Below are 15289 nucleotides of genomic sequence, written 5' to 3' on the forward strand. Positions count from 1 at the left end.
AGTGAAAGCCGCGTCGGGAACGCGTTTTCACGACCAGTGTTAGACGAGACGCGCAGGGATAAGTGACTTGCCGGAGGCGGCTTCTTTCTGGTTACTCTTTCTTAGCTGTTGAAGAAAGAGTTACTGGTGCGGCAGGGATGCCGTATCAAAAACGCAATGGATTGCGATAAGCGAAGCGCATAGTGAGCAAAGCGATTGCTTGGTGCACGCAGTGCGTAACGCAGCGAAGCTGTGCCCTGTGCCCGCAGGGCATAAAAAAGCAACGCGTTTGCTTAACGCACAGCATACCGCTGATCCAACTCACTCAAACCTAATCCACTTTTCTTCGTCACTGCCAGTTGAGCCACAATGCGCTCTTTCATGGCTTCAACGTGGCTTATCACGCCAATCATTTTGCCTGAGGCATGCAGGTTATCTAAGGCGTCTAGGGCGATATCTAGGGTTTCGCTGTCTAGCGTGCCAAAGCCTTCGTCTAAAAACAGCGAGTCGATGCTGGTTTTATGGCTGACCAATTCTGATAGCGCTAACGCGAGTGCTAAGCTGACTAGAAAGCTCTCTCCGCCCGAGAGGGTTTTGGTGTCGCGCTGAATATCACCTTGCCAGGTATCAATTACGCTAAGGGCTAGGCTGGCATTGGCCTTGCGCTTAAGTAGGTAGCGACCGTGTAAGCGCTCAAGCTGTTTATTGGCCAGATACATCAGATTATCAAGGGTTAGCCCTTGGGCAAAGGTGCGGAATTTGTCGCCCTTTTGCGAGCCAATTAACGAGTGTAGGTAGTGAATATGTTCAAACTCACTTCGCTGCTGCGCTATTTGAGTGAATAAACTTTGTTGCTCGCTACGACGCTGTTTGTCGAAGTTCAACGCTTGAGTAATTTCACCTTCACGCTTATTGGCATTGTGTTGCGCGTCGGTGAGTATACTCAATGTCTCATTGACCTTGTCGAGTGTTTGCTGTTGCCACAAGGCGGCATTGCTGTGTGCTAGCAGCGCGTTAACTTGGGTTTGTGCTTGCTCAAGGAGTGCGCCTGATTTTGCAATATTGTCGTCTAACGTTTGCTTAAGAGTTTGTAATTGCTCGCGGGTGGTGTCATCAAGTAAGGCCGCTTCAAAGGCTTGCTGGTCAGTAAAAGGGCTTGCTTGAAGCTTCTCTTGCCATTCTTGTTGCCTTGCTTGCAAGCGGGTTTGGCTTTGTTGCAGTTGGGCGCGGGCATTTCGTACGTCGGCCAAATGAGTATTGTGTTTTTGCTCAGCTTGTCGTAGTTGTTGCTGGGCATCTTCATGCTTGGATTCTAGCGCGCTTAATTTCGTTGCGAGCGTTTCACGCTCCGCTTTTACTGATTTGTCGGCAAACAGGCCGAACCGTTTTGTGTTTAGTGCCTCAAGCTGATTATTGAGTGCTTCACGCTGCTGCTGTACTTCTGTAAGTTGGTTGTTGATGTCGGTTAACAGGCTGCGTTGATGTTGCTGGGTGCTGGTAAGCTTGTCAATTTTTGCCGAAGCGTCATTCAGCTGGCTAATATGTTGCTCCCATTGTTTGGCGTCTTGCTCTTTGTTGGTCAACCACTTCATTAGCGTTTCTGGTTGAGGCGGCGCATAGCCATGTTGCTGAATTTGCGCTAATACGTTTTGGCTCATGGTTGCCAAAGCAGCATTGGCCGCTTGCATGTCACTTGTGAGACTTTGCACACTGTTTTCTATGTTTTTAACCGACTGCTCTGCCAATAACAAAGCCGAGGCTGAGTTTTGACTTTGTGCGTGGCTTTGTTGCCAGGCTTCTTTGCTAGCTTGTGCGGCTCGGGCATGATTTTTTAGCTGGTTAATCTGGTTTTGTAACTGTTGTGTTTGCTGTTTGATTTGTTGTTCAAGGCTTGCCAGTCCTTCAGCATTTTCAATAGCAAGGTGCAGGGCAAAATGTTGCTCTAGTGGTTGGCACATTTCAGGCCAGTTAGCCCTTATGTGGCCTTGCTGTTCGTTCAGCCATGCAACACGTTGCTTAAGTTCTGCCTCAGCGTGTATACAGGCATCGAGTTTTGCGCGAACCTCTTTGCCTTGCTCTTCTAGTTGCTCAAGCTCTGTTTGGTGTTGTTGCTTTTGCGCAACCCTATGAGGAATATCAACCACTTGCTCTGCACTCAACGGGTGCTCAGTTGCGCCGCACAAAGGGCAGGGGTGTTGGTCTTTTAAGGCCGCACGAAAATGAATTAACTGTTCTTCTTGGCTAATGAGTTGGCTAAGCAGAGTGACCTGGTGGCTTTTAGCCACATATTGCTGTTTTATATTTTCGCGCTCGTGTGTGAGTTTTATCTGCTGCTGTTGATTTTCACTGAGCTGTGCTTGTTTTTGTGTAAGCTCTTGGGCTTGGTTGTGCCATTGTTGGTGAGCGTTTTTGATCGCCAGCAAAATAGGGGCAAAACCATGTAAGGTATCGAGTTGTTTCTCTTGTGACTCCAGTGTTCCTTGCTGTTCAAGAATTGTAAGTTGTTCAGCCTGTTGCTGGTATGCACTTTCTAATTGTGTTATTTGTGCAGTATGGGCATCGCTTTGCTGTTTCTTTTGCTTTACCTCTTGCTGTGCAAGCTGCAGTTGGCTTTGTTCTTGTTGTAGCTTATTTGCCAGTTGCTGATGGTGCTGTTGCGCTTGTTTGATCTGCTGTGCTTGAACCTGCCACTGGCCTAAATATTGTTTTAAGGCTTCATCAGCACTGTGCTGTTTTACATATTCTTGCGCTGCTTTTAAGCCTGTTTGCTGGTTAGCTAGGGCGCTTTGTGTTTGCGCTTCTTCACTTAACAGCTGTGCGTGTTTGCTGCTTAACTGTGTATGCAGTGTGGTGGCTTGGGTGAGTAAATCCTTGTGCTTAAGTATTTCGTTATCAAGGGGAATGACTTCATCATTCAGCAGGGTTTCTTGGGCTTGATAAGCCGCTTTAGCTGCTTGAAACTCATTATTTAGCGCTAAACTGGTATCTTTACATTGGGCTAAGCTTGCTTCACTTTTTTGCAGCAGTTGCTCGTTACGCGCTAGGGTGTTTTCATCCCGTTTGCTCTGACTTTGGGCGTCGGTGAGTAACTCAAACGGGGCCCGTAGTGCTTCACTCGGTTGGCTATTGGCTAAACGCTGTAATTCTGCTTTATGGTGTACTTTATCTGCTTGAGCTTGGGCAAGTTGTTGCTTGGCCTGCTCGTGTGTTTGCTCGGCTGCGTTACGCTGTTGCCACCAATTTACATGAGCTTGGGTGGCGGTTATTTGTACTTGACGTTCTTTTTGCTCTGTATGCAGGTTTTGCTGTTCATTGATGAGTGTTTGCTTTTGCTCTTCACTGAGCAGTTGCACACCTTTGGCCTGCGCTTCAAGCTCATTTAACTGTTGTTTGGCTTGGCTGTAATGCTCATGTACTTTTTCTGATATCAGGCCATAAATTTCAGTACCCGTGAGTTCTTCTAGTAGCTCAGCGCGCTGCTTTTCATCAGCATTTAGAAATGCGGCAAACTCCCCTTGAGAAAGCATCATGGATTTGGTGAAACGGCCAAAATCAAGGCCGGTGATTTGTTCTATTAATTCGGCTTTTTTCTTAATTTGGCTGGCGAGCACTTTCTGGGTTGCGACTTCACCTAATTCAACCACCGCGGCTTGTAAGTTACCCTCTGGGTTGCCCCGTGAGCGACGCATGCTCCAAAATGCTCGGTAAGCTACGCCTTTTACTTCAAACTCAACCTCGGCGCTGCACTGGGCAGTACCCCGAGTCATGATTTCATTGTTGGTGGCTGATAACGCACCTAAGCGCGGGGTTTCATGGTAAAGCGCTAGGCAGATGGCATCTAGCAGGGTGGTTTTGCCTGCGCCAGTGGGGCCGGTGATGGCGAACACACCATTGTCGGCGAAAGGGGCCTGGCGAAAGTCTATTTTCCATTGGCCTTTTAATGAGTTTAGGTTGCTAAATTGCAGGCTAAGGATCTTCATTATTTAGCCTCCTTGTGGCGCACTTCTTCTACTATCTCGCTAAAGGTTTGGCGAATCTGTGTTAAGCGTTGCTGTGCTTCTTGGCCTTCAAAATTTTCAAGTTCAAGGCGCTTTTCAAATACCTCAAAAGGGGTGAGCTCGGCCAGTGTTTCGTTGTTGATTTGGTTTAGTCCTTGGCTTGCTCTGGTGCGTGTTCTGCGCAATTGCAGCACTTCTACGTTGCGCCCTTCAGTTAAGGTTTGAATGCTTTGTTGTAAATCACTCAAGTAGTCTTGCACATCTACATGGATGCACAGCCAAGTGGGTTTATCGGTGGCTGGGTCTTTTCCTTCTACTTCTCTTTGTGCTTCGCCTTGCCCTGCATCTTTTTCATCACCTTGGCCTTCACTGGGGGCTTGGTCAAACACATCATCTGCAGTGCTAGCGGTATCGCTCGTTTCATCACCCGCTGCAGGGTAGTGGGCGAGCTGTGCTTTTATACTGTCTAAATCACCTTTGAGCATAGCCATAGGCTGAAATAGTGGAATATCCAGGGGAGTAATGCTGCGCTGGCCTTGTTTATCAAACTCAACAAGTACTACTTGTTTCTGCGACTTTAACTCATCAAAACTAAGAGGAATAGGTGAGCCGCTGTAGCGAATGTGGTCAGATTTCGCCACCTTTTGCGGGCGGTGAATATGCCCCAACGCGATGTAATCTGCTGGCGGAAAACCATCTGCTGCGAAGCCATCTAGGGTACCTATATAAATCTCGCGCACCGATTCAGACTGGCTTACGCCTAACGCCGTTAAGTGGCCCGTGGCGATGATGGGAATATGCTTGCTCACACTGTTCTTGTGTTTTTCGCGGCGCGTTAAGGCGTGTTGATAAATCGTGGCGTAATGGGCCTTAATGGCATCGCTTAGGGCGAGTTTCTTGTCTTCACTGCTTTCTCCTGAGCGGCTTTGCAGTACATCGCGAGGTCGAATAAAGGGGATGGCACACAATATGGCCCCCACTTGACCTGTTTCATCGTTTAGCTCGATAACCTGTTGGTCTATATCGCCACTGGTGTTGGCAATCACATGTGTATTCAGGCAAGCGAGCAATTGTTTAGATTCGTTCAAGGTGGATACTGAATCGTGATTGCCCCCTAGTACGACTAGTGTGCAGGTTAGCTTGCTCAGTTCTACTACAAATTGGTTATACATTTGCCGCGCATAGCTTGGGGGCGTACCGGTATCAAAAATATCCCCAGCGACGATAACAGCATCAATTTCCCGGGTTTGTATGACGTTAAGTAGCCAGTCTAAAAAGGCTTGGTGTTCGTCTTTGCGACTTTTCGTAAAAAAGTTTTGCCCTAGGTGCCAATCAGAGGTGTGTAGAATGTTGATACGCCAAGTCCTTAGTGGTTTTTCGAGTCATTTACAGCAGACAAACAGTGTACTGTATTCGCTCTGAGCAAAATAGAGCTGGCAATTTTTTGCTAAGTGCTTTTGTTGGTCTTTTCTCGTGTTAGTTGATTCCCGTTATATGCGTTTTTTTATTGCCCTGTGTGAGCGCGTTTGTTGTCACCCTGTGTGAGCGAGTTTGTTGTCACGAGGATACACAATCAGAGCTACGCGAGCAGAAACACTGAATCCGAAACAAGCAATCAGAGCTACACAATTAGAAGTGTACAATTAGAAGCGTACAATTAGAAACACACTCTAAAGTGAGCGGTAGATCGAAGATATTGTCGGTAGATGAGCGAAAATGTAATGTTTTTCTCTCTATTTGGCATCATTTTGGCGAGGTTAAGTTGTTGATTTCATTGCTTTGTTTTTAAGCATTTCGCTGTGAAATTTGTAACTGAATATGTGAAGTTGCCTTGGTGGGTAATTTTCGTGGTAATAGTATTCTCAGCTCAGGCAACTGGGCAACCACATCACCTGTCATAAAAATAATAATAAATCGTACTTCTGACCGGACAGATTGCAATAACAGAAGACGATGCAGTGTTGATTACTCCACATTGACATTGGGACACACAACACAATGAATAAAACACATACCTTTAAAGCAAAAGACCATTGGCTAAAAGTAGCGCTGATGATGAGTGCATCGTCAGTCATTTTGAGCTCAGCGAATGCTTATGCTCAAGAGCAAACTACAGAAGCCGCAGAGGACCTAGAAAAAATCAGTGTTATCGGCTCTCGCCGTTTAGGGCGCACCGTTGAAGACAGCCCTGTGCCTATCGACATTATTGGTGCTGATTCACTTAGTACTACAGGTCAAACTGAAACCAACATGATTTTGGGCAACTTGTTGCCGAGTTTCAACTTTCCTCAGCCCTCATTGACCGATGGTACTGACCATGTGCGCCCAGCGCAGTTGCGCGGCCTAGCACCAGATCACACTTTGGTGTTGGTTAATGGGAAACGCCGTCACTCGAATGCCTTGCTTAACTTAAATGGTTCTACAGGTCGCGGCTCGTCAGCGGTAGATTTAAACGCTATTCCGGCCAATGCCATTGAGCGCATTGAAGTGCTGCGCGACGGTGCAGCAGCTCAGTATGGTTCCGATGCAATTGCAGGGGTTATCAATATAGTGCTAAAGAGTGCTAGCAGTGGCGGGTCGGCGTCAGTTACTTACGGTGCGAACGTAACAACAATGGACGGTGTACCTGATCTAAAAGACGTCGGCATCGACGAGAACGGCGATCTGGCATTCACCGAAGGCGGCGACCGTGAGTTAACAGACGGGCAAACGGCCACCATGCGCGCCAACATGGGTTTTGCATTAGGAGATGATGGTTTCTTTAATTTGTCCGCTGAATTTCGTGATCGTAGCGCGAGTAACCGTGCAGATTATGACAATCGTGAAAACTATGCTCGTCTAGAAGACGGCTCTTTAGATCCTCGTGAATTAACCTGGGATCGTTACAACCACAACTTTGGCAATGGTGACGTTGAAGACATGGCGGTGTTTTATAATGCCGGACTTGAGCTAAATGAAAATGCTGAACTGTACTCGTTTGGTTCATACAGCACGCGAGAAGGGGAAGGAGGCGGCTTTTATCGCCGTGCTCAAGACAGCCGTAACATTGAAGCGATATACCCTGATGGCTTTTTGCCGATTATCACATCTGACATCAACGATTATTCGTTTGCCACAGGTGTTAAAGGTTTTTTAAGCGATTGGAACTATGATCTGTCGGCTGTGTACGGTGAAGATGAGTTCGAGTTCGGGGTTAAAAATAGCTTGAACACCTCACTCGGGCCCACAAGCCAAACAGTATTTGATGCAGGCACGCTCATTTATGACCAACTGACCATTAACCTAGATTTAAGTCGTGAAATTGATGTGGACGGTCTAGCCAGTGGGGTTAACGTGGCAGTTGGTGCAGAATATCGCCGTGAAGGCTACGAGATAAAAGCCGGTGAAGAAGCGTCTTACATTCAAGGTTCGTTTGAAGGTGCCGCGGGCTCGCAAGTATTCCCTGGGTTTACCCCAGAATCTGCGGGTGACAATAGCCGGCACAACGTCAGTTTATATGTCGATTTAGAAGCTTATATCACAGATAACTGGAATGTAACGATCGCTGCTCGCTATGAAGACTATTCTGACTTTGGTTCAACGGTGAATGGCAAATTTGCTACTCGTTATACGCTAACCGAAGAGATTGCCCTTCGCGCGTCAGTATCGACAGGCTTTAGAGCACCCTCGTTACAACAGCAGTACTTTACTTCTATCGCGACGGTATTCGTAGATGGCGAACCCACAGAAACCGGTACGTTTGCACCAAACAGTGACGTGGCTCAAGCGCTTGGCTCACCTGGTTTGGATGCAGAAGAAGCGGTGAACTATGGTGCAGGTATTACCTGGTCGCCAGATTCAAACTTCAGCTTGTCAGTGGATTACTACAATATTGAAATTGACGATCGAATTGTATTGTCGAATAACTTATCCGGTGAGGGAATTGAAGCGTTATTAGTCGGCACAGGTGCAAACCGCGCTCGTTTCTTCTTAAATGCCATTGATAGCGAAACATCCGGTGTGGATGTGGTGGCCTCTTATAACACTGACATTCAAAACTGGGGCGACATTGCCTTTAATGCCGGTTTTAACTACAACAAAAACGAAGTGACTGACATCATCGACCCGCCAGCAGTGCTGGCTGGTGCAGGAGTGGACCAAGGTAACTTGTTCTCTGATGTAGAGCTACGTCGTTTTGAAGTGGGCTCCCCGAAAACCAAACTTAACTTGAGTGCGGTGTGGAGTATGGATGAGTGGCATGCAACTCTACGCACCACTCGCTACGGTGAAACGCAAGAGCCTTCAAGCGACCCTGCTACCAATGAAGTATTGCCTGAAAAATGGGTCACGGATTTGGATGTTGGCTACGATGTAACTGAAAACCTAACCTTAACCTTAGGGGCAAACAACTTGTTTGATGTTTACCCTGATACGACACGCGAACTGGTCGAAGACGTAGGCACGTTCTCACGTTTATTTCCGTATTCCGGGTTCTCGCCGTTTGGTTTCTCAGGTCGTTTTGTTTACGGTAAGGTATCCGTCACTTTCTAAGTGATACATGACTGCATAGGGCTATAAAAAAGGCGAACAATAAGTAGCCAAATGTAATCGGCCTCAGTGTTAATTGAGGCCGATTTTTTATGCGCTAATAGAGTGAATCGGTTTTTAGCTTACGCAACAAATTATTCTGGGGTTTCTATGCTTAGGTAATAGCCTGAATATTTGCGCATGTTTATCACGCGGTCCCCATCCAACATCCAATATTGACCCTTAATGCCTTGTAAAACACCGTTGAAAGACAGCTCTTTGTCTAAATTAATAGACTTAACCTTTTCAGGGTATTGCGTCACGGGGTAGTGGATCTCTACTGGGGGTAAATCCAGTATATCAATAGCTTGAAAGCCGTATTCTTCGGTGATTTCGTCTAACTGATCTTCTATCTGGGTAATTAAGTCTTCTTTTAATTGCTGCAAATCAACCGTGTCAGGTTGGCTTTTGAGCATGGTGCGCCAGTTGGTTTTATCTGCAATAAATTCTTTCATTGCGGTTTCAACCAAGCCACTGGTGAGCCGGTTTTGTACGCGCATTATCGCCATAGCTTGCGTTGCGCCTTGGTCGAGCCAGCGACTTGAAACGGCATCCTTCACATGACGAGTAATTCCTACTTTGATGGTGCCGGTATTCGCTAAATATACGTAGTGATCAGTTAGGCAGTTTGCTTCGCCCCAGCTTGGTTCGCGGCAGGTGCCTGCATCATAGTGACAGAGCTCTGGTTTGATAATACAGGTATCGCATTGGGCCAATTTTGTTAGGCAGCGATAGCAGTAACCCTGATTGAAACTCTTCTTGGTTTTAGCTTGGCAATGCACGCAGTTGATTTGGTTATCAAAACTAACGGTAAGCGTTTTACCGAGCAGCGGGTTCATATCGATAAATTGCTCGCCTATGGGCAATTGGTACTGAGCTTGATGCTCGGCATCGGTGGATACACGCATTTTGCGAATATTACCTTGATAAATGGTCATGTTGGTCTGGTCCTGTGTACAAATTTAACGCCAAAAAACAGTGAGGCGCTAGCAGCACACTATTGTGACAGCCTAAAGCCTTGATTGCCAAAGTAACCTTAAGGCAAAATAGTTGTACCATTCGAATATCAGTTTCCTGCTGAGCATAGGCACACATGCAGACCCAGTTACTTTTAGCCATACGTGATCACCTTGACGATCCCCACGCTACCAAGCGCGAGCTATTACAGCGCTTGTGGAGCGAGTACGGTGAGATTGCCCGCTACTATAGCCCTAAGCTGGGCATGTCTTTCATTGCGAAGCATGTTTCACCGCCTAATGAGGTGCATCATCCCCGTGGTTGGCACAGTGACGTGGGGCATCAACGTAAAGTGCGCTCTTATCAAGTGGAAGCTGAGTTTTACCAATCTTTCGCTGGGAGTTGTGATGAGACGTGTTACGTGCCGCAGTTTATCGGGCTAATCAAAGAGCCAAACCACCCAGAGCAGCAAACCCTGCTTATGGAGGACTTACAAAGCAGTGGTTTTACTCTTGTGCATACAAGGGTGGCAGATGCCCAAGTTAAAACAGTACTTAGTTGGTTGGCGCACTTTCATGGCCGCTTTCTTAACATAGACATCTCATCTTTGTGGCCGGTTGGCAGCTATTGGTATTTGGCTACGCGCCAAGCAGAATTTGCTGCCATGGAGGATGGCGCGCTAAAGCATAATGCATCGCGTATTGACCACCGGCTAAATCATGCCCGTTTTCAAACCCTTTTACATGGCGATGCTAAGCTGGCGAATTTCTGTTTTAGTGAACAAGAGCAAGTGGCCGCGGTGGACTTTCAATATGTAGGCCGAGGCGTTGGGGTGAAAGACGTGATGTACTTTCTTGGTAGTTGTTTAACAGACAGGCAATTACTGGAAAAACATGACACTTATGTGGATTATTATTTTGCAGCGTTAAAAACAGCGCTGCTGGCACGCAGCTCAAGCGAGTTTAGCCAAGACAAGGTAGTAAAGCTCGAGCAAGAATGGCGTGAGCTTATCCCCTTTGCGTGGGCCGATTTTAACCGATTTTTGCTCGGTTGGAGCCCAGAACACGTTAAAATCAACGACTTTATGGTAAGTCAAACTGAGCGGGCCTTGTCGCTCTAAGCGAAGGGCGGAACGTATTAATGACCTATCACCCATAATGCCGTTCAACTGACTAAGGTTTGCGTTTTATCTTATTCAGCTTACGGGTTTATTTATTGTGCTTGAATTGTGGGCCAAAGCACGACAAGCTTCGTCGCTTGATTACTCTCCTTGATAACTGTTTTAAGGTTACTTGAAACAGCTTTTACCGATTAGCAAAGCCGATTTATGAGCCAATCTCAACTTGTATTAAATATTCAACGAGCGTTAAAGTTTAATTTTGTCCCAGCGGTATGTTTACAGGTGATTGCGTTAGGCATTGGGTTGAGCTTTTTTTATTGGCCGGCAAGTCAGCCTGTGTTCAATTTTTTCGCTGAACTTAAAGCTCAATACGGCGTTGGCTATGCGATTGCATCAACAGCTTTGTTCGGTGGGCTATTGCCTTATTTGTATTTACTATTGTCTGGACAGGTGCATTTCAAACCTCTTCGCCAGCTCTTGTTCTATTGTGTTTTATGGGCGGCGATGGGGTGGCTAGTAGATGAGTTTTACAGTTTGCAAATTACCTTATTTGGTAGTGATACAGATGTGACTACGCTGATTAAAAAAATGGCCTTCGATCAGTTTGTATTTAGCGCGCTGTTAACTTGCCCTTTATTAACCCTATGTTATCACTATAAAGATGCACAGTTTAATCTGAAGAGCACGATTATGTCGCTGGATAAACGACTGTTTTTACTTTATTTACCCACCACAATCATCACTAATTGGTTAGTCTGGATCCCCTCTGTCTTACTGATTTACTTAATGCCACCAATGCTGCAGATACCGCTATTCAATTTAGTGCTTTGTTTTTTTGTATTGGTGCTAGCCATATTAAATACTGACCCTTCACCTGCTTAAATGGCCAAGCATAACGAAATGCCCTACCCCCAGCGTAACAATGGCCCCCACCGAGCATAAGAGCAAATATTTACTCCTTAAGATAACTTTCATTAATAGACCACAGATGAAAAAGATAATTGTCGTTAACAGACATTTTTCATTAAACTGCTTATTTTTGGTAATAAATTTATCCGTTGATGCGTTTGCACGTAGCATTTGCACATATCATGACAATGCGGGTTTAGTAACAAATATTCATCTTGTGTAAATTGCGAAGATCAAAGTTAGCGTTTATTATTTTTGTAAGAGTAAACGGAACTTTTTATGCCTGAGCTCTACTTTAGACGCGATATTGATGGGTAATGATAGACAACGCTTTATCTCACTTAACCAAGAGGCAGTCACCTCAGTATTATGATAGTTCATGAAGAAGCCATAAAAGACGCGGTTTATCAGTTATTTGATGAAGTTGATGCACTCTCTGTGCAAGGATACGATGAAGAGCGTAATGTCATTTACTGGAATTTAGGAAGTGAATTACTTTATGGCTACACGGAAGAAGAAGCCTTAGGCCAAAAGCTTGAAGACCTTATTTTCCCTGATTTTATGCGTGAGCCTGTTATTGCTGCCCACAGCGATTGGATCAACAAAGGCATTAAAATTCCTGCTGAAGAACTGACGCTGCGCCATAAAAATGGCAGTGATGTGAGCGTATTTTCAAGCCATGTTTTGTTTACCAATGAGCATAACAAGCATGAAATGTATTGCATTGATATCAACTTAGCTGAAGTCAGACAAGCCCAGGCCCAAGCCCAATTCAAAGACAACATGCTCGAAGCCGTTTTCGAGGCAACCCCAGATGTATTTTTGTTGATAGATGAAAATGGCACGATCATCGATTATCACGCCGGAGACAATGAAGACTTCTATGTCTTTCCCAAAGATTGCATTGGTCAATCGGTATCGAGTTTGTTTCCTCAGCCTGTGGCACGTAAGTTTACTGTGCACAACGCCATTGCTTTCACCAAAGGTGGCATTTCTACCTTTGAGTACGAAGTCGAACTGGCGAGCGGGACCCGCTATTTTGAAGCAAGATTAAGCCACCTGAACGCTTATAAGCAGGTGGTGGTTATTATCCGTGATATTACCGAGCAGCATAAAGCGGCTGAGAGTATACGCCAACATGCTTACTTCGATAGTTTAACCTCGCTACCTAATCGCTTTTTATCGCTGGATCGTTTGTCGCAGATGCTTAAAGAGGCGCAAAGAAGTAAAGAAAAAGTCGCGTTACTGTTTTTAGACTTAGATGACTTTAAAAAAGTAAACGACTCTCTAGGCCATGAAGTTGGCGATAAGTTACTTAAAGAGGTTGCCAATAAATTAACCTTAGCATTACGTAAAGCAGACACTGTCGGGCGCCTTGGTGGAGACGAATTTATCGTGTTATTACGCTCATTAACAGGAGATAGTGACGCCATCGATATCGCTGAAAATTTATTGGAAATTTTTCGAGAGCCATTTGAAATAGATGGCAAAGAGCTGGTACTAACCTTAAGTATTGGCATTGTGACCTATACCAAAAACGGTGATAGCGCTTCTGACCTATTGCGTCATGCGGATGCAGCTATGTACCAATCAAAGCTGTCAGGGCGCAATACCTACTCATTTTTTACCAAAGAAATGAGTGACGTCATGCTGCGTCGTTTAGAAATAGAAGAACAGTTGAATCATGCTTTGCAGCGCGAAGAGTTTGAAGTGTATTACCAACCTAAATTCGACGTGAAAAGTAAAAAAATGATAGGTGCTGAAGCGTTATTACGTTGGCGAAATCCGCTTTTAGGTAACGTGACGCCTGACGAATTTATTCCCATTGCTGAGCATACGGGAATGATTGTGCCCATTGGCAAGTATGTGGTTAAGCAGTCATTGGCTTTTTTAAATAACTGGAACACTACTCATCAGCAAACGTATACGATTGCTGTGAATTTATCCCCTAGGCAGTTCAGAGATAAAACCCTGATTGGTTTTATTGAGCAAACGTTGCACGATGAAAATATCGCACCAAAAAGCCTAGAGTTCGAAATTACCGAAGGGGTGTTAATGGCTGGAAACTCTTATATTGATGATGCTTTACAGAACCTACATCAACTGGGAGTGAAGTTATCAATGGATGATTTCGGTACTGGCTATTCTTCCTTGAGCTATTTACGCCAATATTCGTTTGACGTACTAAAAATTGATCGTAGTTTTATTAGTGGTATCACTGAAAAGAAAGAAGATCTTGATCTTGTTAAAGCCACTATAGCAATGGCCCATAGTTTAGACTTGAGCGTTGTTGCTGAGGGCGTTGAAACACATGAGCAGTTATTTTTGTTAGATGAACTTGGCTGTGACTTGGTACAAGGTTATTACTTCAGCAAGCCTATTCCAGCAGAAAATGCACTTGATTTTCGCTATCCGGCGAACTGATACAGTAATTACTCATAGAGAAATACTCATAGAGCAAGAACTCATTTAGCTCACATAGATTAACTAACGCACCAAACACAGGTTATCATCCATGCTTACCCCAGCTGATAGCTGATAGCGGTAAGCATGGGGTAAACTTTAGGCTAAGGTTTTGCGGCGCACTCTTATCAATAATAAGAACGCCATACCAAACAAAGCGATGACTGAAGGTTCTGAAACGGCCAGTGCCGCCAGTGCAGCAGAGGCTATCAATTGATGACCAACAGCGGTGGGGTGCACAGCGTCCCAGAGTAAATATTCGTCTGGATTGGTGCACAACGTCATATTCGTTTCGTCGATGCAGGGGTCTGATACATTGCTTAAGTTATAGTCGCTCGGGTTCATTGAAATATCTACAAACGTACCGAAAACATCAAATTGGGTAATGTTCAAACCACTGCTTATGCCGTCTAAGCCACTTGCCAATGCCGTGTTAAATTCAAACGCCCAAGGGGCGGCAATAGGTAGATTTGGCACTAGAAAATGCATAGCCCCAGCGAGCGAAAGGCCCATCACACTGTCAACGATGTTTTGTGCAGCTTGGTCTGGGGTGTAAGTACCCGAACTACCATTTTGTAGAAAGTCGTTACCTCCCGCCCAAATAACATACAGTGCGTCGGCGTCCGCTGAGCCCCCTGTGGAGTTTAAGTAGCCAGCTAATTGCCCATTAAGGACTTCGTCACTTCGTTGCCCTCCGATGGCCCAATTTGTGCCCCCTGCGTAAGCGGTATTCGATGAGACACCTAAGTCACTTGCTAAGTGTTCAACCCACACAGGTCCATTTGAAAACCGGCATTCAAAGTAGGGTGGGTCGGGACAGAAACTAGGCGCGATAACTTGAAGCGCGCCTGTGTCTGAAAGCGAATCACCAAATACATGCATATCACTGATAGGTACAGCATTTGCCGACGTGCAGAAGAGTAAAAGCAACGAAGCGCCACTGATTGAAAGGGTTTGTTTGATTTTACTGAATAAAGTACATAGTCCGCGGGTGAGCGGAAGGTATTGTTTTTTCATTATTTCACCTTACGGCGCTTCTTTACTGCCCAACGCCAATTAGAATTTATTGTTGTTATTATCCCTTCAGGGACAAGCATCAGCACAGAAGACTCCAAAACACCGAGGAATTAACATGCCAAAAATTTTCAATGCATTTTTCGAGCCTGCTAACAAAATCAATGGGTTAGGTGTTTTTGGTATAAAAAATGAGCTGTGTTGCAAAAAAATCCGACACAGGTTTAGTATGCTTTGGAGTGAGGTTGACCTTCCCCTAGAATAATAGAGTTAAGTAACCTTG

General features: G+C 45.4%; 8 protein-coding genes. 4 read left to right on the plus strand and 4 right to left on the minus strand.

Translation table 11 applies throughout. The features are described 5' to 3' along the window. Nucleotides 1-272 precede the first annotated feature (272 nt). Nucleotides 273-3959 carry an SbcC/MukB-like Walker B domain-containing protein gene (locus GCHA_RS11085; RefSeq protein ID WP_007988173.1) on the minus strand — a complete coding sequence of 1229 codons (3687 nt, stop codon included), beginning with the start codon at nt 3957-3959 and terminating at the stop codon, nt 273-275. Beyond that, nucleotides 3959-5332, minus strand: coding sequence for an exonuclease subunit SbcD (sbcD, locus tag GCHA_RS11090; protein ID WP_039992357.1), 1374 nt, complete (start codon nt 5330-5332; stop codon nt 3959-3961). Before sbcD ends, GCHA_RS11085 begins: the two co-directional genes overlap by 1 nt. A gap of 643 nt (nt 5333-5975) precedes the next feature. Between sbcD and GCHA_RS11095 the strand changes: the two genes are divergently transcribed. Beyond that, complete coding sequence (locus tag GCHA_RS11095) at nt 5976-8507, plus strand: TonB-dependent receptor plug domain-containing protein (protein WP_007988176.1); 2532 nt, start codon at nt 5976-5978, stop codon at nt 8505-8507. A 131-nt stretch (nt 8508-8638) separates the two neighbouring features. Here GCHA_RS11095 and GCHA_RS11100 read toward each other — a convergent pair whose 3' ends face one another. Continuing rightward, nucleotides 8639-9481, minus strand: a complete 843-nt coding sequence (locus tag GCHA_RS11100) for a DUF2797 domain-containing protein (protein ID WP_007988177.1) — start codon at nt 9479-9481, stop codon at nt 8639-8641. Nucleotides 9482-9636: 155 nt separating this feature from the next. Here GCHA_RS11100 and GCHA_RS11105 point away from each other — a divergent pair, with 155 nt between their 5' ends. The 3 genes from GCHA_RS11105 to GCHA_RS11115 all read left to right on the plus strand — a co-directional run bounded on the left by GCHA_RS11105 (nt 9637) and on the right by GCHA_RS11115 (nt 13953). After that, a complete protein-coding gene (locus GCHA_RS11105) occupies nt 9637-10620 on the plus strand; it encodes a phosphotransferase (RefSeq protein ID WP_007988178.1) in 984 nt (327 codons plus the stop codon). A 207-nt stretch (nt 10621-10827) separates the two neighbouring features. After that, nucleotides 10828-11502: a hypothetical protein gene (locus GCHA_RS11110; RefSeq protein WP_007988179.1), complete on the plus strand. Its 675-nt coding sequence runs from the start codon at nt 10828-10830 to the stop codon at nt 11500-11502. A gap of 396 nt (nt 11503-11898) precedes the next feature. Then, nucleotides 11899-13953: an EAL domain-containing protein gene (locus GCHA_RS11115; RefSeq protein ID WP_007988181.1), complete on the plus strand. Its 2055-nt coding sequence runs from the start codon at nt 11899-11901 to the stop codon at nt 13951-13953. Nucleotides 13954-14091: 138 nt separating this feature from the next. On the opposite strand, the gene GCHA_RS11120 is transcribed toward GCHA_RS11115, so the two are convergent. After that, complete coding sequence (locus tag GCHA_RS11120) at nt 14092-15009, minus strand: SGNH/GDSL hydrolase family protein (protein ID WP_007988185.1); 918 nt, start codon at nt 15007-15009, stop codon at nt 14092-14094. Between the last annotated feature and the right edge of the window lie 280 nt (nt 15010-15289).

Origin of the sequence: Paraglaciecola chathamensis S18K6 (assembly GCA_000314955.1) — a bacterium.
GTDB classification, from domain to species: Bacteria; Pseudomonadota; Gammaproteobacteria; order Enterobacterales; family Alteromonadaceae; genus Paraglaciecola; species Paraglaciecola chathamensis.

Excerpts from the sequence above, each read along its gene's own strand:
- GCHA_RS11085 (WP_007988173.1), bottom strand. The coding sequence starts at position 3,959 with ATGAAGATCCTTAGCCTGCAATTTAGCAACCTAAACTCATTAAAAGGC.
- GCHA_RS11095 (WP_007988176.1), top strand. The coding sequence starts at position 5,976 with ATGAATAAAACACATACCTTTAAAGCAAAAGACCATTGGCTAAAAGTA.
- GCHA_RS11100 (WP_007988177.1), bottom strand. The coding sequence starts at position 9,481 with ATGACCATTTATCAAGGTAATATTCGCAAAATGCGTGTATCCACCGAT.
- GCHA_RS11105 (WP_007988178.1), top strand. The coding sequence starts at position 9,637 with ATGCAGACCCAGTTACTTTTAGCCATACGTGATCACCTTGACGATCCC.
- GCHA_RS11110 (WP_007988179.1), top strand. The coding sequence starts at position 10,828 with ATGAGCCAATCTCAACTTGTATTAAATATTCAACGAGCGTTAAAGTTT.
- GCHA_RS11115 (WP_007988181.1), top strand. The coding sequence starts at position 11,899 with ATGATAGTTCATGAAGAAGCCATAAAAGACGCGGTTTATCAGTTATTT.
- GCHA_RS11120 (WP_007988185.1), bottom strand. The coding sequence starts at position 15,009 with ATGAAAAAACAATACCTTCCGCTCACCCGCGGACTATGTACTTTATTC.